The organism is Pseudobdellovibrio exovorus JSS (assembly GCF_000348725.1).
In the GTDB taxonomy this organism is placed as follows: Bacteria; Bdellovibrionota; Bdellovibrionia; order Bdellovibrionales; family Bdellovibrionaceae; genus Pseudobdellovibrio; species Pseudobdellovibrio exovorus.
Window position 1 is genome coordinate 769,378 of the sequence record NC_020813.1, and the last position, 23,576, is coordinate 792,953.

Genomic DNA, 23,576 nt, shown 5'->3' on the forward strand with positions numbered 1-23,576 from the left:
CAATGAAGATTGGCATTGCGCAGCTTAATAGCAATGATGATGTCCGCTCTAACTTCGAACAGATCAAGCAAATCATATTAAGCTCTGAAAAAGAAAAGCCCGAGATTATTTTCTTTCCCGAGAACTCACTTTTTTTTCGCATATCCAATGATAAAAATTTAGAAGCTATTTCTTTAGAAGACCAAGTGATCGTTGATTTACAAGTACTTTGCGCTAAACAACAGGTAGCTATACATCTGACAACGGCAGTAAAAGAAAATGGCAAGGTCTATAACGCCACAATCTTCATCGATAAGAATGGTGTAGCGAAAACTGTATATAAAAAAATTCATCTATTTGATATTGAGCTACAAGATCAGAAGCCTATTCGAGAATCTGATGTTTTTGCTGGTGGCAGTGAAACCAGTACAATTCAAGTGGCCGATTTTAAGATTGGTAATTCTATATGTTACGATGTCCGTTTTGCAGAGCTTTACTCAAAGTATGCTAAGCAAGATGTGGATTTAATCGTGATCCCAGCAGCTTTTCTAGTGAAAACCGGAATGGTTCATTGGGATGTCTTATTACGTGCTCGGGCTATTGAGTCCCAGTGTTATGTGGTGGCTCCGGCACAGGCCGGAGAGCACCAATCCAGCTTAGGGCCATGGAAGCGGGAAACTTATGGACACTCTATGCTCGTCAGCCCTTGGGGGGAAACCTTGGCTCTTAAGCCTGATGGGGTTGGTATTATCTATGCGGAATTAGATCTGAATTTAATACGCAATGTACGTAAACAAATTCCTATGAAAAACCATAGAAGAATTGATTTCTGAGCGTTTTTCTCACATATTGTAAGTGAAAACTATATGAAAATAACAAAGCTTGTTTTAGTTATCTGCCTGTTTTCTTGTTCCGTATTGGCTAATGAAGAGTCGGCCTATGCGGAAATAGCGCGCTTGCGTCAATATGTTGGTGGTGAGGATGAGGGAGATTTAAAAGTTCAACCACTTTTAAATCAAGCTTCTCAGGCCAAAAAGAAAAAGCAGCAACCTGCTAGCGAATCTAACGAAGGTTTTTAATAGGAAGTCAAACCATGCAAATCAATGATTCTCTGCCTGAGGGAGTTACTCGGGATACAATGGAAGTGGATGTACTGATCGTAGGTGGCGGTGCCGCGGGACTTTCTTGCGCATATAAAATTGCCTCTCAAATCGAACAGCACAATCAGCAAATCGCTGAAGGTAAAATTACCGGAGAGCCAATTCCAGAACAGATGATTGTGGTTATTGAAAAAGGTTCGGAAATTGGTGCCCACAGTTTTTCAGGAGCGGTATTAAATCCAAAAGCTTTAGAAGAGCTTATTCCAAATTACAAAGAGTTAGAATGCCCTTTGGATTCTGAAGTCAAAAAAGATGCGGTTTATTATCTTTCAGGGAAATCGAGTTTTAAATTACCTGTGACACCTCCGCCATTTCATAATGTTGGTAACTACATTGTATCACTCTCTAAATTTAATCGTTGGTTAGCGACTCAGTGTGAAGCTAAAGGGATTAATATTTTCCCTGGGTTTGCGGCTGTTGAGGCTCTTTATGAAGGTGATCGTATCGTAGGAGTTCGTACTGGCGATAAAGGCCGTGATAAAGAAGGAAACCCAAAAGCAAACTTTGAACCGGGGTTAATCTTAAAAGCTAAAACGACAGTGTTTGCAGAAGGGACTCGCGGCAGTTTATTCAAACAGGTTTCTAAGAAGTTAAATTTACGCCAAGGTAAAAATGCAGAAGCTTTTGAAGAGGGTGTAAAAGAAATTATTCAAATGCCAGCGGGAACTGTTGAAGCGGGTGAAGTGATTCACACGATGGGTTACCCACTGAATAAATCTATTGGTGGAACATTCTTATATACAATCCCAGGGGATAAAATCATTTTGGGGATTGTGGCGTATTTAGATTCTAAGGACCCGTTATTGGATCCACATCGTGAATTGCAAAAGTTGAAAACTCATCCTTTTATCGCTGAAAAAATTAAGGGCGGTAAAGTATTAGCCTATGGGGGGAAAACACTTCCTGCCGGCGGTTGGTATTCAATGCCAAAGCTTTTTGGTGATGGTTTCATGGTTTGCGGCGACTCGGCGAGTATGGTGGATGTCCAGAAGCTAAAAGGCATCCATTTAGCAATGAAGTCCGGTATGCTAGCGGCAGAAACTGCCTTTGAAGCCATTTTAAAGCAAGACTCATCAGCAGAAATCCTGAAGGGTTATGAAGCTCGTGTACATGACAGTTATGTTAAAAGTGAGCTGTATCGTGTTCGTAACTTCCACCAGACACTGTCAAAAGGCTTTGTCGCTTCGTTGCCTTTGATTGCGCTACAAGAGATTACAGGTGGACGTGGGCTATTTGACGGCATGAAGTCCCATGAAGATGCTAAAACCACATTAACAGTGAATGAAGTATGGGGAAGTGAGGGATTACAGGCTCCTGAAAATAAACTTCCAGCCAGCGATGGCGAGCTTATGTTTGATAAGCTAGGGAGTGTTTATTTGACGGGGACGACCCATGATGAGGACTCGCCAAACCATTTATTGTTGCAGAATCCAGATGTTTGCCGCACTGTTTGTGAGCCGCAATATAAGTCACCATGTAATCATTTCTGCCCTGCCAGTGTATACGAGATGGTTCCATCCAAAGTGGAATCAGGGAAGTATGATTTACAAATTAATTATACGAACTGTATTCACTGCAAAACTTGTGATATCAAGTGTCCGTTCGAGAACATAGATTGGACTGTGCCCGAAGGTGGCGGCGGTCCGAAATATATCGATACTTAATAAAACAAATAAGAGGGCTTTTAGGCCCTCTTCTGACAACTGAATAGAATGTAGGAAACTATGGCTCACTTTTACGCCTCTTGCCCTAAGGGTTTATCGGATCTTGTTGAAAAAGAACTTCAGTCTTTTGGACTTAAAACATGGGAGAAATCTTCGGGTGGGGTGATGTTTGAGTCAAACTGGGCTGGCTGTTACAAAGCCAACTTAAACTCAAGATATGCCAGTCGTATTTTGAAGCCGCTATTAGATTTTCCTGCATATCAAAATGATGAGCTCTATCATAATATTCGCAAACATGATTTCACTAAGTACATAAAACCGACACAAACTATTTCTGTAGATGTTGTTGTTAAGGAATGTAAACTGCACGATCAACGATTCGTAGCGATGAAGATTAAAGATGCTATCGTAGACCAGTTTCGTGAAAAGTTTGGTGTTCGCCCAGATGTGAATACAGAAAAGCCAGATTTACGCATTCATGTTAGAGGTGTTAAGAATCAATTTGCAGTGTCACTGGATACATCTGGGGACTCGCTCTTCATGCGTGGCTATCGTTTAAAAACAGGTGAAGCTCCTTTGAAAGAAAACTTAGCTGCGGGCTTAATTGGTCTGACAGATTGGGATAAGAAAACTCCTATCGTGGATTTATTTGCTGGATCAGGAACTATTCTGATTGAAGCGGCTATGATGGCGTTGAACGTGGCGCCAGGTTTACAAAGAAAACGCTTTGGTTTTATGAGTCTTTTAGATTTCGATGAGCAAGCATGGGAACAGACGATTCAAGAGGCGATCGAGTCGGAAAAAGAAGAGTTAGATTTTCAGTTCTATGGTTACGATATTGATAAAAAAGTTTTGGATATTGCAAAACGCAATGCCAAAAGTGCTGGGGTAGCTGAGTATATCGTTTTAAAAAATACACCGGTTTCAGTGGCGTTACCACCTGAAGAAAAGTGCCTCGTGATTTGTAACCCTCCGTATGGTTCCCGTATCGGTGACGAAGATAATTTAAAAGACGTCTATCGTGATTTAGGATTTACTTTGAAACACCGTTTTACAGGTAATGAAGCTTGGATTTTGTCTGGTAATAAAGATTTGCTGCAAGAGATGAAATTAAAATCGACACGCAGACACTTTGTTTACAATGGCAACATCGAATGTCGTTTTTTGAAATACGAAATGTATGAAGGCAGCCATCGTAAACCTAAAGATGCACTGCCTTCAGTTACTAAATTACAGGATTAAGAAAAATTAAACTGTGAAGGGCTTGATGACGGCAAGATAGCTAGCTACTAAGAAGATAGCTATTAAGCCGCCATAAAGAAGTCCGCCAATGTTCGCTTTTCTTTTAATAAGAGCGATAGCACCGCCAAGAATAAACCAGATAATCAGTTTACCATAGATCCAAGTCGGCATTGATTGAGCCATTCCTAGGCGAGCCATTAAACCGAATCCACCTACAAGCGCTAATAGTAAACCGACGCCATGAGAAGCAAAAACCAACATTTTAGTTTTACCAACAAGTGCGCCGCCAGACATTTTAATCGTCAGCAGACCAACTAGGCCTGTAAAAACAAGGATGACTCCTGTTAGATGCATAATCTTGTAAAATTCGTAAGACATAGTAACTCCTTTTTATTCGTCTGTTAGATTTAAGTGGGCCAAAATTTTAGAAATTTGTTTTCGCATTTTTTTTACGTGAGGCAATGATACGAGTGTCTTCAAGCTCTCTTTATGAGATTCAAGAGGGAAGCCGCCGTACATTCCGCCTTTTTCAATAGAGTTCGTTACACCTGCGCGACCAGTTAAGATCGTGCTGTCTGCGATTGAAATATGGCCCGTGACGTGAACGCCGCCAGCCACCATTAGATTTTTACCAATGATCGTGGAACCAGAAACCATAAAGCCTGCCGCGACCAAAGCATTTTCGCCAATTTGTACATTATGGGCAATGTGGCAGAAGTTATCAAATTTAGAACCTTTTTTAATTCGTGTTTCGGTCAAAGTGGCTCGGTCCACAGCACAGTGCGAGCCTAACTCACAGTCGTCTTCGATAACAACTTTACCAATTTGAGGAATTTTGTGATGAGTGAAGGTTTTGTCGGTGAAAAAACCAAAACCATCTGAACCAATACTGACATGGGATGATATATGACAGCGGCTCCCAATTTCACAAAATGGCCCAATATATACGTGAGGATAAATAACGGTGTTGTCACCCACATGTGCATGCGCTTCGATAACAGCATAAGCTCCTACATGAGCTGTAGGGGCGACAGTGGCTGTGGGATGTATACTTGCCGTAGGATGAATGCCTGCTTTTAAAAAGTCAGTCTTCTGATCAAACAGAGGAAGGACCAAACTCATCGCCTGAGAAATGTTTGGTGTTGTCCAAACACAGATGTTGGACGGAATAGACGTGCCCGCATCTTGGTAAAGGCTTTGTAAAACAATAAGTGCTTGAGCTTGATTAGCTAAAGCTTTTTGCAAAAGCTCTGCTGTAGAGACAAAAACTAATGTTTTAGCATTGGCAAATTCAGGAGGTTGGACGGCGGTTATCGATACATCAAATCTTTGTTGCAGTGATAAAAGAGCCGGATTGGTCGACGTAATCTGATCAATTGACACTGATTTCATAGACTTAATGTAATGCTTCGCGAAAGAAAAGACATCATTTTACTTGTGCTTCGAGCGGTGCGCGATATAAGTACATTAATAGAGGTTTACTGAAATATGGCTAAAAAAAAAGCAACGAAAAAGAAAGCTGCCGCAGTAAAAGTTAAAGCGACAAAAGCGACAAAACCTAAAAAAGTCGAAAAAGCTCCTGCGAAAAAAATTTCTTCAAAGACGACTAAGCCGGCTGCAACTAAGCCCAAAGCTGTAAAAACTGACAAAAAAACTGTTAAACCAGCTCTTATGAGTAAGAAGGTAAGCAAGAAGCCTGAAGTGGAAGTCAGTAAGCCAGTAGCTGTGGTTGAAAAAAAGACGTCTAAAAACGTTATTAGTATTATTGAGTCCGAGTCTGCTCCTGTAACTGAGGAAGCCAAAGTAGAAAAAGTAAGCAAGGTTAAACCTGTTAAAGTAGATCGTGGTAACTTGGCTGATGAAAAGGCTAAGTGGGCTGAATTGTACAAGAAATATGGGAAAGACAAGGCTCTTAGCTATAAAATGACTGAAGAGTATCCAGCGCTGGTACCGCTACAGCATAAAGTTTTAGGTTGGGGTTTTATATTAACTAATGAGAACAGTCGTTTAGAAGTATTATTTGAAAACGGCATTCGTATGCTTATTAGTAATTATAAGTCGTAGCCATTTTTCATTTGATTCACATACACAATCACCTTAGTATTTGAGGCGCATGTCAAAAGAAGATTTAGCACAATTTGATGGAAAAGTCGTGGACGCTCTAGCTGGTGGAATCTACAAGGTTGAGCTAGAAGCAAACAAGGTGGTTATTTCTGCCAAACTCTGCGGCAAAATGCGTCGCTTTAATATCCGTATCGTTGTGGGTGATAGAGTCAGTGTTGGAGTTTCTCCATATGACCCAACCCACGGTCTAATCATGTACCGTCATAAGTAAAAACAGTTTCTACCTTATGACGTATCCCAACCCAGAACAAAAATGAAAATCTAGAGGATTACAAAATGGAACAAGCTCTTCAGAGTTATTTGTCGCGTTTTGCACAAGGAATTACTCCTAAATCAGCTGTAGCAGTTTTAGAACTAGCCGCTGAAGGAGCAACAGTGCCGTTCATTGCTCGTTATCGTAAAGAGAAAACAGGCAATTTGGACGAGGTGCAAATTCGTAATGTTATTGAAGCTCACGAAACCTATCAGGAAATTGTAAAGCGTAAAGCCTTCTTACTTAAAGAGATTGGCGAGCAAAACAATTTAACAGCAGAGATTCAAAAACGTATTGAAGTGTCTTGGGATCTGAATGAACTAGAAGAGATCTACAAACCATTCAAGAAAAAGAAAAAAACCAAAGCAACTTTGGCTCGCGAGGCTGGTTTAGAGCCTTTAGCAAATTGGATTTGGGATCTTGGCCATGGCGCTATCAAAGATACTGAGACGATGGAAGTTAAAGCTAAGAGCTTCTTAAATCTAGAAAAGAAAATTGCTACTTATGATCAAGCCTTAAAAGGCGCTCAAGACATTATCGTTGATAAAATCGCGAATGAGGCTGCGCTACGTGATCAAGTGAGCAAAAATTATTTCGAACAAGGTAAAGTCGCTGTTAAAATTGGAAAAGGTTATAAACCAAATTCGAAGTATGAAATGTACTCTAAGGACTACACTGAGCCTGTTAAAAATCTTCTAGAAGAAAAAGCATCACATCGCTATATGGCAATGAAACGTGGATGGGAAGAAGATGAGTTAGCAGTTGATATTACAGGTGATGATGAAGTGTTGCTGAAAGTGTATGAAAGCTTTGCCACTTCGACTCCTGATAATGCTGTTGGCACTTACCTTAAAGAATCAGCGCGCTTAGCTTTGAATGTTTACGTGATTCCATCTGTTAAAAACGAAGTGCATGCGAAGTTAAAAGAAAAAGCGGATGAGCATGCAATTAAAGTATTCAGCGAAAACGTACGACGCGTTCTTTTAGGGTCTCCGTACGGTCCTAAATGTGTTTTAGGTGTGGATCCTGGTTTAAGAACAGGATGTAAAGTGGCCTTGGTCGACAAGGGAGGAAACTATGTATCACATACAGTGATGCATATCTTAGGTGAAGGTGCCGAGAAAAAAGCGCAAACCTTAATCGCTGAAGTTACAAAACAAATTAAAATCGAAGCTATCGCCGTGGGTAATGGAACAGCCGGTCGCGAGACTGAGATTTTTGTTAAAAAAGTTTTAAAAGAATTAGGAAAAGATAAGGAAATTCCAGTAATCATGGTGAATGAGTCTGGAGCTTCTGTTTACTCTGCTAGTGATGTGGCTCGTGTTGAATTCCCAGATCTAGATTTAACAGTTAAAGGGGCGATCTCAATTGCTCGTCGATTACAAGATCCTTTAGCTGAGCTGGTCAAGATCGATCCGAAGTCAATTGGTGTGGGTCAGTATCAACATGATGTGAACCAAACAGCATTGAAAAAAGGCCTAGAGGCAGTCGTTGAAAGCTGTGTGAATAATGTAGGTGTTGATGTGAATACGGCATCAGCGTCATTGTTGTCGTATGTTTCTGGTATCGGGCCGGGGATTGCGAATTCGATCGTTGATTATCGTAAGAAGAACGGATTGTTCCAAGACCGCTCTGAGCTGATGAAAGTTCCTCGTTTAACAGGTAAGGTTTTCGAGCAAGCTGCCGGCTTCTTACGTATTTTAAATGGGAAAGTATTCTTAGACTCAACGGGAATCCATCCGGAGCGCTATAGTGCTATTCGTGATATGGCTCAGGATTTAGGAGTTAATATCAGTGAACTTGTTGGTGAAGGTGCTAAGAAATTAGTGTCAGCTCGTACGAAATGGGCTGGTATCGTGGGCGAGTACACTTTTGACGACATGATGAAAGAGATGGAAAAGCCAGGACGTGATCCACGTGATCCGTTTAAAGTTTTCCAATTCCGTGATGATATTTTTGAAGTGAAAGACTTAAAAGAGGGAATGGTTTGCCCAGGCCTTGTGACGAATGTGACTAACTTCGGAGCTTTCGTTGATATCGGTGTTCATCAAGATGGATTGGTGCACATTTCTGAGATTGCTCATAAGTTTGTAGATGATCCTCGTAAGGTGGTAAATCCTGGGGATCAAGTTACAGTTAAGGTTTTGAAAGTGGATCAAGCTAAAAATCAAATTTCATTGTCGATGAAGTTGGAAGCGGCCCCTGAACACAAGTCATTCCGCGATCAAAAAGATGCTGGTAAATCAGATAGACCACGCAAGGACTTTAGACCTCGTGATGGTGGAAGACCAGCAGATGGAAGATCCGACTTTAAAGGTGGCTTTGGTGCTCAACAGGGTAAAAAACCAGCTAATCCTTTCAACAATCCATTTGCAGCTTTGTTAAACCAGAGCAATAATAAAAAGTAATTGATATCAATAAGATACTGAAACAAGGAGTTTATCGTGGCATTAAAAGTTGGTGGAAAAAAGAAAAATAGCAAAAACAAAAGTGCTAAACACAAAGCTAAGCGCTTAACTAAGAAAAAAAGAATGACTAAGGCTAAGAAAAAGTAGTCTTGAAAGTTAAAAATATATACGTCATTAGACACGGTGAAACCGATTGGAACAAAAATCATCGGTTTCAAGGTCAGACAGATATTCGTTTAAACGAAACTGGTCGTGAACAAGCTATTAAGCTCCGTCCTATCATGCAGCAATTGCAAATTGAATCTGTGTATTCTAGCTCGCTGATGCGCGCTTATGAAACAGCAGAACTCGCAACTCAAGATCTTAAACTAACCATTCATAAAGATGATCGCCTTCGTGAAACCAATATTGGGGATGCGGAAGGGAAGACACACGATGAGATTTTGGAATCGTTTGGTTCTGAGAGTTTATTGAAGTGGCGTTCTTATGAAGAAAGATTGTTGGATTATCATTTTCCTAATGGTGAGTCTAAACGTCAGATGATGCATCGACTACGTCATGTCTTTCTTGAAATTGCTCAAAACTCTAATCGCAATACTGTGGCTATATTCAGCCATGGGATGTTGATGAGAGCCATGACATTCGTTTTTGGTGAAGGTGTTCCATGGGATTTAAATCTATTTGCTAATGGCAGTGTTCATCACTTGGTTTGGAGTGATGAAAACCCAGAAATCCTTATCTACAAAAGTAGAGTGTACTGATCATGGCGGCAGAGTTCTTCGAAGCGTACAACTTTGAACAAATTACGGATGAAGAGTTTGCTGTCAAAATTAATGCGAATGAAAATGCCGACAAGTTGGTTTGTGTATTCTTTTGGGGACATGATTGCCCCAATTGCGAAGTTGCTAAAAAAGTTTTAGTTGATCGTAAAGCTGAGGTCGATCAATTAGATATGAAGTGGTATCAAGCCAATATCTATGAAGACTTTAACTTAGCAACACGTTTTGGAATTTTTGGAATCCCGATATTCATCTTTTTTAAAAATGGTAAAAAGTTAGGTAAGATCAGCCCTTTTCCTGGATTTGAGCCGTTTTACGAAGCGGTCAGTAAGCTTTTATAAGAAGAAGTTAATCAAGAAAAACTAATGGAACCGCGGCCTAACGCTTTAATGCTTTGAACTTTTCCCATGGCTGCGAGCACTTAAAGAGTCAAAAGGCGGTCAATATTGACCGCGGTCCATAGTTGTTGTCACCCGTAGATGCAAATTAATACTGTTTAGAGGATTTATCCAGATGTTAGTTTTCTGACAGGTTAGAATTACAGGTGTTACTTGTGTAGTTCAATCAACCGCTGAGCTATCTGGGCGAAGCCCTGTCCGCCTTTAGCACCTGAAACGTATTGGGGGTGGGTTTTCATTTTGTCTTTAAAATGCAGAATATTGGCGACCCCAAATGAATGAGGAAAGCGTTCAAACATAGGCTCATCATTAGGAGAGTCTCCAACAAAAGCACATTTAGTTAAGGCTTCTTCTTCTGTTAGATTGAATTCATTTTTTAAGAACTGAAATGTCGTCGTCAGTTTATTGTAATCGCCGAACCAGCCATTGACGTGAATTGAGCTGACTTTTGCGTGGGCTCCATGTTTTTCAAAAATTTGGACAATTTTTTGAATACTTTCTTCATCTAATGCAGGAACATCTTCGCAAAAATCGACGGCTAGATCCATAAGACGACAAAACTGATCTGATGAAATAGCACTACCTTTTACGGTTTTTAAAACTTCCGTTTCAATAAGTTCGAGTCTTTTTTTGTTTTTTTGAATTGTTTCTGGATCGGTGAAGAACCAGCGCGACATTTTTTTTGCCGAACTTGCTACGGAGACTTCGGTAGAGTGCTTGTGTGTGAAGTAAAATCCACCGTTTTCTCCGACGACTCCGACTACAGGCCAGAAACGAGCGATCATTTCGCACCAACCAGCAGGTCGTCCTGTTATGGGAACTACTTTCAGTCCTGCGTCGGATAATCTCCAAAGAGCATCGTAGGCCTCGGCATGAAGCTGGCCCTCTGTCGTAATTGTATCGTCTATGTCTGTAAGGAGAAACTCGATCTTAGAATTGAAATCTGTTAAATTTTTCATTGTGCTTTCTTCAAATTCGGTGTTTTTTATAGTGTAGAGGAATACAGATAGTGAAGAAAGCATCAACTCGTTCGCGAGAAAATTCTGGATCAGGGACTAAGTTAGTTATTGTTGAGTCACCGACAAAAGCCAAGACAATTCGCAAGTATCTAGGCAAAGACTTCATCGTCGAGTCGTGCATGGGACATGTGCGTGATTTACCACAATCTGCGAAAGATATTCCTGAAAAAGTAAAAAAAGAAAAATGGGCCCAACTGGGTGTTAATGTTGATAAGAATTTTGAGCCTTTGTATTGCGTTCCGAAAGATAAATTAAAGGTCATCAAAAATCTAAAAGAAAAATTATCTGAAGCTGATGAACTTTACCTCGCGACCGATGAAGACCGCGAAGGGGAAAGTATCAGTTGGCATTTATTGGAAGTTTTAAAACCCTCTGTTCCTACGAAACGCATGGTTTTTCACGAGATCACTAAAGAAGCGATTCAAAAATCTTTGAACGAAACACGTGAAATCGATTTTAATCTGGTCCGTGCACAAGAGGCTAGACGTGTGCTAGATCGCTTGGTGGGATATACAATTTCCCCGCTCCTTTGGAAAAAAGTAGCTTTTGGTTTGTCAGCCGGCCGTGTTCAGTCGGTTGCAGTACGTTTGGTTGTAGAGCGTGAAAAAGAAAGAATGCGCTTTAAGAAGTCCTCTTACTATGGCTTATTAGCTGAATTAGAAAAAGCGGGACAAACTTTCGAATCTAAAATTTTTAGCTATCAAAATAAAAAAATTGCTACTGGTAAAGACTTCGATGGTCTAACAGGTCAACTTTCTTCTGGTAAAGACCTGATTGTCTTAAATCAGGATTCAGCAGATAAGATTTTAAACGAAGTTAAAAATCAAAAATGGGTTGTCAGCGACGTTGAAGAAAAGCCAGTTACAAGACGCCCTTATGCACCTTTTATTACTTCGACTTTACAGCAGGAATCCAATCGTAAGTTGGGATTGAGTTCCCGTGAAACCATGCAAGTAGCGCAAAAGCTATATGAGCAGGGTTTTATTACCTATATGAGAACGGACTCTACCTTCTTATCTACAGAGGCTATTAAAGCCGCTCGTGAGTCTATTTTAGATAAATATGGTAAGGACTACTTGCCGGATTCTCCGCGCACATACGAAGCGAAAAAGTCGAAAGGTGCGCAGGAAGCCCATGAGGCGATTCGTCCAGCAGGAACATCTTTCCAAGATCCAGACTCTACGGGGTTAACTGGGGTGCAGTTTAAACTGTATGACCTTATTTGGAAGCGTACGATGGCTTCGCAAATGACAGATGCTAAACAGAAGCAAGTCAGTGCTAAAATCACAGTGGGGGATGCAGTTTTTGCGGCCTCTGGTACCACAATTGAGTTTGCGGGATTTTTACGTGCCTATGTTGAAGGAAGTGATGATCCAGAAGCTGATTTAGAGTCGCGTGATGTACGCCTACCTCAATTGAAAGCTCAAGATGAAGTGCAATTAGGTAAGGTGGATCCAACGGCACATGAAACGAAGCCACCGGCTCGTTATACAGAGGCCTCATTAGTTCAGATGATGGAAAAAGAGGGCATTGGCCGTCCATCAACTTACGCCAGTGTTATCGGAACAATTATTGATCGTGGCTATGTTCGTAAAAGCGGAAATGCTTTGGTTCCGACATTCACGGCCATGGTGGTTTCTAAATTATTATCTCAGCATCTGACTCAATATGTAGATTTGGGCTTTACGTCTCAGATGGAGCAGTCTTTGGATCATATTGCTGATGGTGATTTGAACTGGGAAAACTATTTAAAAGATGTTTATCACGGTCCGAAGGGGCTGCGTGCGACAGTGGAGTCTCAGCAAGATAAAATTGATCCTGAAGAGGCACGTTCTATTAAATTAGATGGACTTGAAAAATATGAGTTCCACGTTGGGCGCTATGGTGCCTATGTAAAATCAAAACGTGACGGAGACAGTGTCAGCGCGTCTATCCCAGAGGTAGAGGCTCCTGCGGATATTACTCCTGATCATGTTGAAAAGTTGATTGATCAAAAACTGAAGGGTGCGGACTCTTTAGGACAAGATCCAGAAACTGGCAAAAAGATTTATGTTTTAAGTGGTCGTTATGGTCCTTATGTTCAATTAGGAGAAAGTGATGAAGAGAAAGTAAAAAGAAGTTCTCTTCCCCCAGGATTAGATCCGGCTTCAGTTGATTTTAAAATGGCTCTTGAGATTTTGGCATTGCCGAAAACATTGGGTGTACATCCTGACACACAAAAAGATGTGAAGGTGGGTGTTGGGCGCTTTGGACCATTCGTCTTACATGATGGGGATTACAGATCTATTCCGAAGACAGAAACAGTTTTCACAATGGATTTGAAAAAATCGTTAGAATTATTAGCTCAGCCGAAAAAAGGCAGAGGTAAAGCTGCAGCCATAAAAGAATTTGGTAACCATCCTGTGCATGATATTGCGGTAAGTCTTTTTAATGGTCCCTATGGCCCGTATTTAAAGGCGGGGAAGGTCAATGTGGGCTTGCCAGAGGGAACGACGGTTGAGCAGCTGACTCCAGAAGCGGCCTTTGCTTTGATAAATGAAAAACTAGGAGCAACGGCGGCGAAAAAGCCGAAAGCTGGCGGAGCAAAAAAGAAAGCTTCCGCAAAGCAAAAAGCCGAGGCCTTAGGAGTTAAAAAGGTCATTGTAAAAAAAGCTAAAAAAGCTAAAAAGTAGTGAATGAGTGAAGATAAGAAAATAAAAATTCCAACAGGTCAGCTTGAGTTAGGTGAAACGCGCCTAAAAGAGCCAGATCGCAATTATCACCGCGGTGGTAGGAGTTTTTACTTCTTTGATTTTGACGACAACATCGCCTTTTTATCTACAAGTCTTGTCTTGTTTCATAAGCAGACGGGTGATGAGTTGTTTCTATCGAGTTCTGAATGGGCTTTGCATCATGCCTACATTGGAAAATCGGGTCCTTATGTCGAATACGAAATTCGCTATGATGATGAAACCGGTTCTTTCCGTAACTTTCGAGATTTAGATTTGAATGAAGTCGAAAAGCTAGATGGAAAAAAACAGCTTTTCGTACAAGATGTGCAGAAGGCTTTAGGGCTTCCAGATTTACAATGGAAGGGGCCTTCTTGGAATTGTTTCTACCACGCAGCCTTTAATCAAAGACCTGTATCCGTTATCACGGCTCGCGGTCACTCAGCCGCGACGATTCAAGAGGGTGTTCGAGAGTTCATTCGTTCTGGGTATTTACCTGTAGAGCCGAATTACCTCAGTGTGTATGCGGTGAGCAATAAAAAGGTTCGTGCGCATCTAGGGGATGTAGAGGGCAATGCTTCGATTGCTGAACTTAAGCAAAGAGCCATTCGTGCTTCAGTGGAAAAAGCGATAGAGGTTTATGGCTACAGCCCTCATCATCGCTTTGGAATGAGCGATGATGATCCAAAAAATATACAACTCGTTGTTGAAGAAATGACACGACTTAAGTCTGTTTATCCACAGATGTCATTTTTTATGATCGAAACCCATGGCGGAGACTTCATTAAGCACGAGATTTCTCAGCATGGTCTTAAATCCCACTACATGTCTGATAATGAGTCGCAATTAGATCTTTTTAATCCAACGAGACGTAAGACTTAACCTCTCTTACGCTGCAATAAGATATTACAAAATGCCCCCTCTCGACATATAATGATGAGACGTCTTAAAAAGGAAACATCATGCTAATAAAAATATTATCGTTTTCGTTACTTATCTCTTCTGCGGCGTATGGCCAGCAATTTACTAAATCACTTGATTGCAATTGGGTTGATCCTATTCAGACGGGTTTTTTACAGAATCATTTGTCGATGAAGCAAAAAGATAAAGATCTGCAAGCTCGTGTGATTGAGCAGTATATCAAAAGACAAGATGGCGCTAAGATGTATCTTTTGGCGAGTGACGTTGAAAAAATTAAAACATCTATGAAATCAGTCTTTGATGACGTTGCTAAAACAGAATGTAAATTTCTAAATGAAGTTCAAGAAGTTTTGGTGAAACGTGTTGAAGAAAGAACTGAGTTTGTAAAAAAACACCTAAGTGCTAAAGATTTCAAATTCAATTCAGAAACTGAATTTGTCTACGATCCTCAACACAAGGTTTTTGCGACGACTTCTGATGAAGCCAATGAGTTTGTAAAAAAATATATCCAGTTTCAAGTGGCCAACTATTTAGCAACTGACATCAAAATGGAAGAGGCTAAGCAAAGAGTTATCAAAAATTACGAAAGAAACTTGAAGCGTATTAAAGAAACGAAGCAAGAGACATTGATCGCGAACTATCTGAATTCGTTTGCTTTATCTTTAGATCCGCACTCTAGCTTTTTCTCTAGAGAGTACTATGAAGATTTCACTATCGACATGAGTCTTTCTTTAGAAGGTATCGGCGCGACGCTATCTCAGGAAGATGGATTCACTACAGTAGAAGCTTTAGTTGCAGGTGGAGCAGCCTCGAAATCGGGACTTGTAAAACCACAAGATAAAATCATCGCTGTTAGCCAAAAAAATGGAAAAATGGAAAACGTCGTTGATATGGAATTAAAAGACGTCGTTAAAATGATCCGCGGTCCTAAAGGGACAAAAGTAAAACTGACCATCTTAAGAAAAGAAGATGGCTCGAACAAAAAATTTGATATCGAGTTAACTCGTGAAAAAGTGGCGTTAGAAGATAATGCTGTATCTATTTACTACCAAGATCGCGAAGTAGATGGCGTTAAGAAAAAAATCGGAATTATCAACTTCCCATCGTTCTATGCTGACTCTAAACGTGGCGGACGCTCATCGGCTGCAGACATGAAAAAAATCGTTGCAGAAGCGAAAGCTAAAAAAGTAGATGGGCTGGTTTTAGATTTATCGAACAATGGCGGTGGTTCTTTAGAAGACGCTGTTAAGATCGGTGGATTATTTATTAAAACAGGAAATATCGTTAAGCAGTCTTCACGTCGTGAGGGTATGGAAACTCCGCTGGCAGATAGCGATGATAAAGTAGACTGGAATGGTCCATTGGTGATTCTAACATCTAGAATCAGTGCTTCAGCTTCTGAAATCGTTTCTGGTGCGATGAAAGATTACGGGCGTGCCGTTGTTGTCGGTTCCGATCACACTTATGGTAAAGGTAGCATTCAAACAGTTATCGCTGTTCCTGGGGAATTGGGAGCTTTAAAAGTAACGATTGGTATGTTCTTTACTCCAAGTGGGTACTCAACGCAGTTACGTGGTGTAGAGTCTGATATCGTGATTCCAACTCAATACAATGTGGACGATATTGGTGAAAAGAGTATGGACTACGCTTTACCAGCTAAAAAGATCGATAGCTTTATTTCAAAAGACGCTTTTGTAGATAAAGGCGAGTCGGCATGGTCAGTGATTAAGCCGGAATGGATTAACAAAATTCGTACACGCTCGGCTCAACGTGTAGCGAAAAGCGAGGACTTCAAAAAAATCGTTGATGAGTTAGAAAAAACTAAGAAGTTAGGTAAGACGATCAAAGTCTCTGAAGTCTTAAAAGAAAAAGGCGAAAAAGAGAAAAAAGTGAAGAAAAGTCGTTACGGATCTAAAGATGAAAAAGATAAAGAGTATTTAGACAGAGCTGAAATTCAAGAGGCGTCTGATGTGCTTCTAGATCTGATCTCTTTGCAAACCGGTAAAGATCTTTCTTTAACAAGCAACAGCACCACGACAAAAAAGTAAGCTGAGTTTTTACGATACCAGCTCAGGCTGGGTTCAAAATTCACATAAAATAAAAAAGGGGATTAAAAATCCCCTTTTTTATTGGTTTTGCTGCGATTAATTTTTCTAAGCGGCTGCAGATTTGAGGCGTTCGATACGTTCTTCTAAAGAAGGGTGTGTCGAAAGCAATCGGAAGATCGAGGATCCACGATTGGATATCTGTAATGCAGCCACTGGCGACTTCGGTTCTTCATGCTCTTCCGGAGTGGCAAAGTCAGCTTTCAGTCTTTCAAGAGCTGCGATCATTTTATCACGACCAGCAATACGCGCACTTCCCGCATCTGCGCGGAACTCACGTTGGCGCGAGTAATAAGCGACGACAAACATTCCCAAGATACTGAACAGGATATCTAAAACAATCGTGCTGATAAGCTGAACGATGGGAGCTTTTTCTTCATCCACTAACTGGCCAGCAAAGAATCCGATAACACGGGCTAAGAACATACCGAATGAGTTCACTAGGCCCTGTAATAGAGTCATCGTCACCATATCGCCGTTGGCAATGTGAGCGACTTCATGGGCTAGAACACCTTCAACTTCTTTTTCGTTCATCTTATCTAATAAGCCAGTTGAAACAGCGACTAAAGAGTTCGAGCGAGACGGCCCTGTGGCAAAGGCATTGACGTCAGGTGATTGGTAAAAGCCCACGTCTGGGCGCTTTGGCAAGCCGGCTGCATCACTTAATCTGTTTGTCACTTGTTGGACCCACAGTAAGCGAGGGTCTTGTGTGTTGCTATCGATGAGTTTGACCCCCATCATCCACTTCGCCATTTTTTTAGAAAGGAACAGAGAAATAAGGGCTCCACCGAATCCCCAAAGACCACAGAAGACGATCAAGCTGACGTAATCAATGCCCTGTGCAGACAGGTAGGGGCGCAGGCCAAAGATATTCATGATAGTGGTGATCGTCACCATAATCAGAATGTTGGTGATCAGAAATAGACCGATTCGTTTAAACATAGAAGTCTCCTTTAAAACGAGAGCTGACAATATCACAGCTACTGTTGTGAAAGTATATTATGTATGAAAAATATAATTCGTTAAAATAGATAAATAATAAATTTTCTATCTGTTAAATAGATATAAGAGCCGCTCTAAAAAAGAAAAAGCCTCTCAATCGAGGCTCAGTATAGAGGCTCTATGTAGAAGCTTTATGTAGAGGCTGAATAAGTGCGATTTCGTAATGCCGCGATTCTTTCCTCTAAAGGAGGATGAGTCATAAAAAGGCGTGCAATTCCGTTAGACTTCCCTGAAATTTTGAAGGCTGCTAAATTGTCAGCCTCTTCATCTTTTTTATGAAGTTGCGGCTGTCCGTAGACTCGTTGCAAACGAGCTAATGCCGCTGTCATTTTCTCGGAAGATGAGTAGCGAGCGCCACCCGCATCGGCACGAAACTCACGTTGACGAGAGAAATAATTCACGACGATAGAGCCCAATAAAGTGAAAGCCATTACGACCATACTGTAGATCATTTGACGCAGCATAAAGTCGCCGAAGCCACGTCTGTCATTATCACGTCTTAAGGCATTCATAATAAACATCGTGATAATCTGAGCAAAGAACATCGCAAAGGCATTTACAATACCTTGGATCAACGTCAGTGTGACCATGTCTCCGTTAACGATATGGGCTACTTCGTGAGCCAGAACACCTTCAACTTCATCATCCGTCATGGTGTTGAGCAACCCTGTAGAAACGGCAACCAATGAGCGTTTTTTTGAAGGACCTGTCGCGAAGGCATTGACGTCTGGAGCATTGTAAATACCGACCTCAGGCATAACTTCCATGCCCGCAGAACGAGCGATGCGATAGACGCGATCAATTAACAGACGCTCTGTAGGATTGTTTGTCTGCGGATCAATGACACGGACACCATGAAAACGCTTTGCTGTCCAACGAGACATTTGAAGCGAGATAAATGAACCCGCAAAGCCCCAAATTAAGCAAAGTATAAACAGACCTGTGTATCCCCCAGATGTTAAGTCGACTCCTAGGAAGCCTGAGACAAGAGCAACGATGAATTGAATCGTAAGAGCCACCAGAATACCTGTGATGATAAAATAGCCGAAACGCTTAAGAAATGTCATTTTGCCTCCGTTAGTTGCTACTCTATAAAGTTGAGTTCTCTGTTGACTCTGTCAACCCTTAGTATCAAATGCTGAAACACAGAGCATGAAATTATTGCGCCGTATACTTCGCGTATATTGCACCTTATAAAATCAGGATTTTATAGCATTCTTTCGCTATGATTCCTGCAGTAACAAAAAGAGAAAATATGGCAACGAAAAAAGCTTTTGGTGGTCTTGATAAGAAACTTTTAATCAACATGCACAAACTCATGGTGAAGTCGCGCGTTCTTGAAGAACGTCTCATCAAAATTTATCGTGCAGGTGAATCCTTCTTTTGGATTGGTGGTCCAGGCGAGGAAGCTTGGGGCGTTCCATTGGGGCTTCTAGGAAAAAAAGGTCAAGGACCAGCTTACGATTACTATCATCTTCACTATCGTTGTACGCCAACTCTTATTGCTCTTGGTCTACCGATGATTGATTCTGTGCGATTAATGATGAATCGCTCTACGGACAAATCGACAGGGGGACGTAACTTTTCGAATCACTACTGTATTCCTGAGTGGAATGTGGCTCCAGTGACATCTCCGTTAGAGGTGCAATACCCAATCGCCTGCGGAACGGCTCACGTACAAAAACGCCTAGGAAAAAAAGCGATTACGATCGTAACGGGTGGTGATGCGGGGACGGCTGAAGGTGATTTTGCATCCAGCTTAATTTTGGCATCACGTAAAGGCCAAGAACTTCCAATGTTGATCACTGTACAAAATAACAAATGGGGTATTTCGACATCGTATGATGGACAACATGGAGAAACGCATATTGCGGATCGTGCGAAAGCTTTCAATATCAAATCACGAGTTATCAATGGGAATGATCCTGTCGAGTCTTACATCTGCTTACAAGAAGACATGGCCTATATTCGTAAGACAGGTAAGCCAGCGTTCATTGAAGCGCATTTGTCACGTCTGTACGGACATTCTTCTGCCAGCGGGGCAAATCCTGTACCGAATGAAGTGGACCCAGTACGTGAGTTTGAAAAGAAACTTTTAAAAGCAGGAATCTTAAAAGAAAAAGATGTGAAAGAGTTATGGCAGTCATTTGAGAATGAAGGCGTTAAGGCAGCTGAACAAGCACGCCAAGAACCTGTGCCAACGGCTGAAAGCGTTTGGGATCATACATTTGTAGGCAGTGAAAACGCAGACTGGAGAAATTTCTAATGGCAAATATGGCACAAGCGATCCGTATGGCGCTTCACTATGCAGAAAAAAATTATAACTTAAAAGATGTATTTGGTCAGGATGTAGGGGCTCCATTGGGTGGAGTTTTCACCGCGACTCAAGGTTTGAAAACAGCGTGGAATTCTCCGCTAGATGAGCGTGGGATTATTGGTATGGCGATGGGAATTGCTATGGCCGGTGATCGTTGCGTGGCCGAGATCCAATTTGCGGATTATATTTTTAATACGATCGATCTTTTGAAAATCGCAGGGAACACACTTTGGTGTACGAATGGACAATATAACTTACCAATGACGGTAATGACGCCGGTAGGGGCTGGTATTCGCGGAAGTGTATATCACTCACACTCTTTTGACGCGTGGGCGTCTCGTCTTTCAGGATGGAAAGTGGTGATGCCGTCAAATCCTTTGGACGCTTACGGATTATTGCTGTCATGTATTCAGGATCCAAATCCATGTATGTTCTTAAAGCCTAAGGCTCTTATGCGGGTTCGCGGTGAAGAGTTGATTCCAGGAGAACCAACGGATGAAAAAGATTTAAAAAATATGATTGATGCTCCGATCGGAGATCGTTCTAAGTGGAAAGCTAAGTGGCCAGATGTACAAGAGTACTTAGTTCCATTCGGAAAAGGTAAGATCACTCGTGCTGGTGATCAAATCACGGTTGTCAGCTATGGACGTCATTTATTGATGTGTAATGAAGTTGCAGATCAATTAAAGCAAGATGGATACTCGGTAGAGGTTATTGATTTGCGTTCTATTTATCCTTATGACTGGCAAATGATTAAATCATCAGTTGAAAAAACTGGGCGAGTTTTATTTGTGAATGAAGATACCGAAGTTACCAACTTTGCTGAGCATTTATCTTACAGAGTGACACAAGAGTTGTTCTATCATTTGATGGCTCCACCACGTGTACTGGCAGGTAAGAATGTTCCAGGTATTGGTTTACATCCGAATCTAGAAGATAGCAGTGTCCCTCAAAAGCATGAAATCGAAACATTAATTCGTCAAATTTGTGCAGAGGTTCCTTGATGCCTAATCCCTCAAAGAATACAGCATCAAGAAAAGCGGCTTCTAAGAACACCCAATTGCCATTTGATAAATATGACTTCTACAATCAAGCGGTTCAGTCGCCTGAAGCAGATGTAAAATTTTATCGCCAAGTTTACAAGGACGTGAATAAGTCTAAACGTCCTCGCGTTCTGCGTGAGGACTTCTGTGCCGGGGCTGCTATTTCGTGTGAGTGGGTTAAGTTAGATCCATCCCATAAGTCGATAGGAATTGATTTAGATCAGGTCCCAATGGACTATGGCAAAGAGCATTACTTATCGAAGCTGAACTCTGAACAGCAAAAGCGTATTGCTTTAATTCAACAGAATGTTCTTTCTGGCCAATTGCCAGCGGCAGATATTGTGGCGGCTGTAAACTTCTCTTACTTCTTTTTTAAAAAAAGAGAAGTGCTAAAGCAGTATTTTCAAAATGTTTACAAGTCGATGAATAAGGATGGATTATTTATTCTAGACATTTTTGGTGGGACCCAATGTACAGATGCTATTGAAGATCGTACCAAACATAAAGAGTTCACTTATTATTGGGATCAGAAGCATTTTGATCCTGTGACCAACGAAGCTTATTTTGAAATTCATTTTCGCTATAAAAATAAAAAATACGAAGGTGTATTTTCCTATGACTGGCGTATGTGGACAATTCCCGAGATTCGCGAACTGATGGCCGAAGTTGGCTTCAAAGACTCCTATGTCTACTGGGAGGGAACTTCTCGTAAAGGATTGGGGAATGGAAAATTCGATCGCGTGACTAAGGGCGAAGCTTGTTTAAGCTGGATTGCCTATATCGTTGGGGTTAAATGAAGTCGAGTCTGACGATTAACTCTTATGAGGCGTGGGTGCATCTTGGATGTGACCTTGAAGAGCAAAAACATGCTCAGCCAGTTCATTTTAATTTTGTAATAGACTATGCCTTAGAGTGTAAGGGAATGACTTCAGATCGACTTGAGGATGCACTAGATTACGTGGCTTTGACATCAATTATGAAGTCAGTGGCTACGGCAAAGCCATATCATTTGATTGAGCATCTGAATTACTCTGTATTTCTGAAAGTTCGTGAGTATCTAAAAAGTAAGTCTATAACGGGTGTTATGAAGCTCTCTGTGAAGAAGATCAGAGTGCCCGTGGAACACCTTACCGATGGAGTTACTTTTTCATGCGAAGAACAACTGTAGCTCTTGGACTTGGTGCCAATCTAGGGAATCCTATCGAGCAGTTGCGCCTATCGTTGCAGCTGTTAAAGCAAATACCGAATTTAAAAGTCCTTCGAGTTTCATCTCTGTATGAATCAGATGCGCAATTACCTGAAAATGCAGAGAGTTCGTGGAATCAAAAATTTTTAAATGCGGCGGTTCTGTGTGAGGTCAGAGCGGACCTTTCTGCACAAACCTTGTTGTCCCATATTAAAGAGATTGAACTAAAAATAGGTAGGGCACAGGCGGACCGCTGGGCTCCTCGTAGAATTGATATTGATATCCTTTATTGGGATCAAGAGCCTTACAGTGATCTGTCTTTGAGTATTCCACATCGTCAACTTTTTGAAAGACCATTTGCTTTATTACCACTATTAGAAGTGTGGCCACAGTTGAGAGCTTCTATGCCTGAGCGTCTTCCGCATTGGGCGCAGGCTTGGGTTTCTGAAAAGCCTTTTCAAACTCAAATCAGCTCGCGCTACTTTTGGCCGCGCATGGTTGGGGTTTTGAATGTGACGCAAGATTCGTTTTCGGATGGTGGACGTTATTTAAATTCAGATGCTTTATTAGAGCAGATAGAAAAATTGCTGACTGAAGGTGCTGATATTATTGATATCGGAGCTGAGTCAACTCGTCCACAGGCTCTAGCGGTTAGTGAAGAGCAAGAGTTGCAAACTCTGGATTGGGCATTAACAGAAATTCAAAAGTTTAACAAAAGCTTACCCTTATCTTTAGATTGCCGTCGCGCAGGTGTCGTCAGATCTATTATAGAAAAATTTGATATTTCTTATTTGAATGATGTTTCTGGTTTTTCAAGCCCTGAGATGCAAGATCTACTTGTGAAAACTAAAAAAAGAGCTTTCGTGATGCACTCGTTGACTGTTCCACCACGAGCAGATCAGACACTATCTGAAGTTAAAAATCCAATAGATCAATTAGTTGGTTGGTGGCAGCGCAAAGCACTTGAATTAAAAGATAAAGGTGCGGCATCAGAGCAGTTGATTTTTGATCCGGGCATTGGTTTTGGAACAAGTAAAAAACAAAGTCTTTATATTTTAAATCACCTTGAAGAAATGTCGGATATCAAGTCTGAAGTCATGATCGGGCATTCTCGTAAATCCTATCAAACAGAGTATTCTGATAGACCTGCTTCCATGCGCGATATGGAAACAGCTCTTATGACGCAAAAGATGAATATGGCCTATGTGCAGTTTTTAAGAGTGCATGATATCGAAAGTCAGAAAACGGCCCTAAGAGCGAAAGTTTAA

General features: G+C 41.2%; 22 protein-coding genes. 17 read left to right on the forward strand and 5 right to left on the reverse strand.

Translation table 11 applies throughout. From position 1 onward, the window contains the following. The first annotated feature begins 2 nt into the window (after positions 1 to 2). From A11Q_RS03915 to A11Q_RS03930, 4 genes are read left to right on the forward strand one after another with little or no spacing between them, the layout of a single operon-like run. A complete protein-coding gene (locus A11Q_RS03915) occupies positions 3 to 812 on the forward strand; it encodes a carbon-nitrogen hydrolase family protein (RefSeq protein WP_015469485.1) in 810 nt (269 codons plus the stop codon). A 33-nt stretch (positions 813 to 845) separates the two neighbouring features. Next, positions 846 to 1,058 (forward strand): hypothetical protein, encoded by a 213-nt coding sequence (locus tag A11Q_RS03920; protein ID WP_015469486.1) that lies wholly within the window; start codon positions 846 to 848, stop codon positions 1,056 to 1,058. A gap of 14 nt (positions 1,059 to 1,072) precedes the next feature. Further along, the gene (locus tag A11Q_RS03925; protein WP_015469487.1) at positions 1,073 to 2,803 is read left to right on the forward strand and encodes an electron transfer flavoprotein-ubiquinone oxidoreductase; all 1,731 of its coding nucleotides are present in this window, start codon (positions 1,073 to 1,075) and stop codon (positions 2,801 to 2,803) included. A gap of 60 nt (positions 2,804 to 2,863) precedes the next feature. After that, the gene (locus A11Q_RS03930; protein WP_015469488.1) at positions 2,864 to 4,045 is read left to right on the forward strand and encodes a THUMP domain-containing class I SAM-dependent RNA methyltransferase; all 1,182 of its coding nucleotides are present in this window, start codon (positions 2,864 to 2,866) and stop codon (positions 4,043 to 4,045) included. 6 nt (positions 4,046 to 4,051) lie between these two features. On the opposite strand, the gene A11Q_RS03935 is transcribed toward A11Q_RS03930, so the two are convergent. Both A11Q_RS03935 and lpxD read right to left on the reverse strand, forming a co-directional pair. Beyond that, positions 4,052 to 4,423, reverse strand: a complete 372-nt coding sequence (locus A11Q_RS03935) for a SirB2 family protein (protein WP_015469489.1) — start codon at positions 4,421 to 4,423, stop codon at positions 4,052 to 4,054. Between the two features lie 12 nt (positions 4,424 to 4,435). After that, positions 4,436 to 5,437 carry a UDP-3-O-(3-hydroxymyristoyl)glucosamine N-acyltransferase gene (gene lpxD / locus A11Q_RS03940; RefSeq protein ID WP_015469490.1) on the reverse strand — a complete coding sequence of 334 codons (1,002 nt, stop codon included), beginning with the start codon at positions 5,435 to 5,437 and terminating at the stop codon, positions 4,436 to 4,438. 96 nt (positions 5,438 to 5,533) lie between these two features. Here lpxD and A11Q_RS03945 point away from each other — a divergent pair, with 96 nt between their 5' ends. From A11Q_RS03945 to A11Q_RS03965, 5 genes are all read left to right on the forward strand, one after another. Continuing rightward, the gene (locus tag A11Q_RS03945; protein ID WP_015469491.1) at positions 5,534 to 6,109 is read left to right on the forward strand and encodes a hypothetical protein; all 576 of its coding nucleotides are present in this window, start codon (positions 5,534 to 5,536) and stop codon (positions 6,107 to 6,109) included. A gap of 49 nt (positions 6,110 to 6,158) precedes the next feature. After that, positions 6,159 to 6,380: a translation initiation factor IF-1 gene (gene infA / locus A11Q_RS03950; protein ID WP_015469492.1), complete on the forward strand. Its 222-nt coding sequence runs from the start codon at positions 6,159 to 6,161 to the stop codon at positions 6,378 to 6,380. A 65-nt stretch (positions 6,381 to 6,445) separates the two neighbouring features. Continuing rightward, the gene (locus tag A11Q_RS03955; RefSeq protein ID WP_015469493.1) at positions 6,446 to 8,830 is read left to right on the forward strand and encodes a helix-hairpin-helix domain-containing protein; all 2,385 of its coding nucleotides are present in this window, start codon (positions 6,446 to 6,448) and stop codon (positions 8,828 to 8,830) included. Positions 8,831 to 8,979: 149 nt separating this feature from the next. Beyond that, positions 8,980 to 9,591: a histidine phosphatase family protein gene (locus tag A11Q_RS03960; RefSeq protein WP_015469494.1), complete on the forward strand. Its 612-nt coding sequence runs from the start codon at positions 8,980 to 8,982 to the stop codon at positions 9,589 to 9,591. Positions 9,592 to 9,593: 2 nt separating this feature from the next. Continuing rightward, a complete protein-coding gene (locus A11Q_RS03965; protein WP_015469495.1) occupies positions 9,594 to 9,950 on the forward strand; it encodes a thioredoxin domain-containing protein in 357 nt (118 codons plus the stop codon). Positions 9,951 to 10,156: 206 nt separating this feature from the next. Here A11Q_RS03965 and A11Q_RS03970 read toward each other — a convergent pair whose 3' ends face one another. Then, positions 10,157 to 10,966: an HAD-IIB family hydrolase gene (locus A11Q_RS03970; protein WP_015469496.1), complete on the reverse strand. Its 810-nt coding sequence runs from the start codon at positions 10,964 to 10,966 to the stop codon at positions 10,157 to 10,159. A 50-nt stretch (positions 10,967 to 11,016) separates the two neighbouring features. On the opposite strand from A11Q_RS03970, the gene topA reads away from it, so the two are divergent. The 3 genes from topA to A11Q_RS03985 all read left to right on the forward strand — a co-directional run bounded on the left by topA (position 11,017) and on the right by A11Q_RS03985 (position 16,703). Continuing rightward, the gene (gene topA / locus A11Q_RS03975; RefSeq protein WP_015469497.1) at positions 11,017 to 13,698 is read left to right on the forward strand and encodes a type I DNA topoisomerase; all 2,682 of its coding nucleotides are present in this window, start codon (positions 11,017 to 11,019) and stop codon (positions 13,696 to 13,698) included. Between the two features lie 3 nt (positions 13,699 to 13,701). Continuing rightward, entirely contained in the window at positions 13,702 to 14,616 is a 915-nt protein-coding gene (locus tag A11Q_RS03980) for a hypothetical protein (protein WP_015469498.1), read from the forward strand. Positions 14,617 to 14,696: 80 nt separating this feature from the next. Further along, positions 14,697 to 16,703 carry a S41 family peptidase gene (locus A11Q_RS03985; RefSeq protein ID WP_015469499.1) on the forward strand — a complete coding sequence of 669 codons (2,007 nt, stop codon included), beginning with the start codon at positions 14,697 to 14,699 and terminating at the stop codon, positions 16,701 to 16,703. Positions 16,704 to 16,808: 105 nt separating this feature from the next. Here A11Q_RS03985 and htpX (A11Q_RS03990) read toward each other — a convergent pair whose 3' ends face one another. Then, the gene (gene htpX, locus A11Q_RS03990) at positions 16,809 to 17,702 is read right to left on the reverse strand and encodes a protease HtpX (protein WP_015469500.1); all 894 of its coding nucleotides are present in this window, start codon (positions 17,700 to 17,702) and stop codon (positions 16,809 to 16,811) included. A 191-nt stretch (positions 17,703 to 17,893) separates the two neighbouring features. Next, entirely contained in the window at positions 17,894 to 18,829 is a 936-nt protein-coding gene (gene htpX / locus A11Q_RS03995; RefSeq protein ID WP_015469501.1) for a protease HtpX, read from the reverse strand. 188 nt (positions 18,830 to 19,017) lie between these two features. Here htpX (A11Q_RS03995) and A11Q_RS04000 point away from each other — a divergent pair, with 188 nt between their 5' ends. From A11Q_RS04000 to folP, 5 genes are read left to right on the forward strand one after another with little or no spacing between them, the layout of a single operon-like run. Further along, positions 19,018 to 20,028 (forward strand): thiamine pyrophosphate-dependent dehydrogenase E1 component subunit alpha, encoded by a 1,011-nt coding sequence (locus tag A11Q_RS04000; RefSeq protein ID WP_051056732.1) that lies wholly within the window; start codon positions 19,018 to 19,020, stop codon positions 20,026 to 20,028. Then, complete coding sequence (locus tag A11Q_RS04005) at positions 20,028 to 21,083, forward strand: alpha-ketoacid dehydrogenase subunit beta (protein WP_015469503.1); 1,056 nt, start codon at positions 20,028 to 20,030, stop codon at positions 21,081 to 21,083. The genes A11Q_RS04000 and A11Q_RS04005 overlap by 1 nt, the downstream gene beginning before the upstream one ends. Further along, positions 21,083 to 21,919, forward strand: a complete 837-nt coding sequence (locus tag A11Q_RS04010; protein ID WP_015469504.1) for a class I SAM-dependent methyltransferase — start codon at positions 21,083 to 21,085, stop codon at positions 21,917 to 21,919. The genes A11Q_RS04005 and A11Q_RS04010 overlap by 1 nt, the downstream gene beginning before the upstream one ends. Beyond that, positions 21,916 to 22,290, forward strand: a complete 375-nt coding sequence (locus A11Q_RS13405) for a dihydroneopterin aldolase (protein WP_015469505.1) — start codon at positions 21,916 to 21,918, stop codon at positions 22,288 to 22,290. Before A11Q_RS04010 ends, A11Q_RS13405 begins: the two co-directional genes overlap by 4 nt. Beyond that, complete coding sequence (gene folP / locus A11Q_RS04020) at positions 22,272 to 23,576, forward strand: dihydropteroate synthase (protein ID WP_015469506.1); 1,305 nt, start codon at positions 22,272 to 22,274, stop codon at positions 23,574 to 23,576. The genes A11Q_RS13405 and folP overlap by 19 nt, the downstream gene beginning before the upstream one ends.

Excerpts from the sequence above, each read along its gene's own strand:
- htpX (WP_015469500.1), bottom strand. The coding sequence starts at position 17,702 with ATGTTTAAACGAATCGGTCTATTTCTGATCACCAACATTCTGATTATG.
- folP (WP_015469506.1), top strand. The coding sequence starts at position 22,272 with ATGCGAAGAACAACTGTAGCTCTTGGACTTGGTGCCAATCTAGGGAAT.
- lpxD (WP_015469490.1), bottom strand. The coding sequence starts at position 5,437 with ATGAAATCAGTGTCAATTGATCAGATTACGTCGACCAATCCGGCTCTT.
- A11Q_RS03945 (WP_015469491.1), top strand. The coding sequence starts at position 5,534 with ATGGCTAAAAAAAAAGCAACGAAAAAGAAAGCTGCCGCAGTAAAAGTT.
- A11Q_RS04005 (WP_015469503.1), top strand. The coding sequence starts at position 20,028 with ATGGCAAATATGGCACAAGCGATCCGTATGGCGCTTCACTATGCAGAA.
- A11Q_RS04000 (WP_051056732.1), top strand. The coding sequence starts at position 19,018 with ATGGCAACGAAAAAAGCTTTTGGTGGTCTTGATAAGAAACTTTTAATC.
- infA (WP_015469492.1), top strand. The coding sequence starts at position 6,159 with ATGTCAAAAGAAGATTTAGCACAATTTGATGGAAAAGTCGTGGACGCT.
- A11Q_RS03935 (WP_015469489.1), bottom strand. The coding sequence starts at position 4,423 with ATGTCTTACGAATTTTACAAGATTATGCATCTAACAGGAGTCATCCTT.
- A11Q_RS03930 (WP_015469488.1), top strand. The coding sequence starts at position 2,864 with ATGGCTCACTTTTACGCCTCTTGCCCTAAGGGTTTATCGGATCTTGTT.
- A11Q_RS03915 (WP_015469485.1), top strand. The coding sequence starts at position 3 with ATGAAGATTGGCATTGCGCAGCTTAATAGCAATGATGATGTCCGCTCT.
- A11Q_RS03965 (WP_015469495.1), top strand. The coding sequence starts at position 9,594 with ATGGCGGCAGAGTTCTTCGAAGCGTACAACTTTGAACAAATTACGGAT.
- A11Q_RS03955 (WP_015469493.1), top strand. The coding sequence starts at position 6,446 with ATGGAACAAGCTCTTCAGAGTTATTTGTCGCGTTTTGCACAAGGAATT.
- A11Q_RS03920 (WP_015469486.1), top strand. The coding sequence starts at position 846 with ATGAAAATAACAAAGCTTGTTTTAGTTATCTGCCTGTTTTCTTGTTCC.
- A11Q_RS03985 (WP_015469499.1), top strand. The coding sequence starts at position 14,697 with ATGCTAATAAAAATATTATCGTTTTCGTTACTTATCTCTTCTGCGGCG.
- A11Q_RS13405 (WP_015469505.1), top strand. The coding sequence starts at position 21,916 with ATGAAGTCGAGTCTGACGATTAACTCTTATGAGGCGTGGGTGCATCTT.
- A11Q_RS03925 (WP_015469487.1), top strand. The coding sequence starts at position 1,073 with ATGCAAATCAATGATTCTCTGCCTGAGGGAGTTACTCGGGATACAATG.
- htpX (WP_015469501.1), bottom strand. The coding sequence starts at position 18,829 with ATGACATTTCTTAAGCGTTTCGGCTATTTTATCATCACAGGTATTCTG.
- A11Q_RS03980 (WP_015469498.1), top strand. The coding sequence starts at position 13,702 with ATGAGTGAAGATAAGAAAATAAAAATTCCAACAGGTCAGCTTGAGTTA.
- A11Q_RS04010 (WP_015469504.1), top strand. The coding sequence starts at position 21,083 with ATGCCTAATCCCTCAAAGAATACAGCATCAAGAAAAGCGGCTTCTAAG.
- A11Q_RS03970 (WP_015469496.1), bottom strand. The coding sequence starts at position 10,966 with ATGAAAAATTTAACAGATTTCAATTCTAAGATCGAGTTTCTCCTTACA.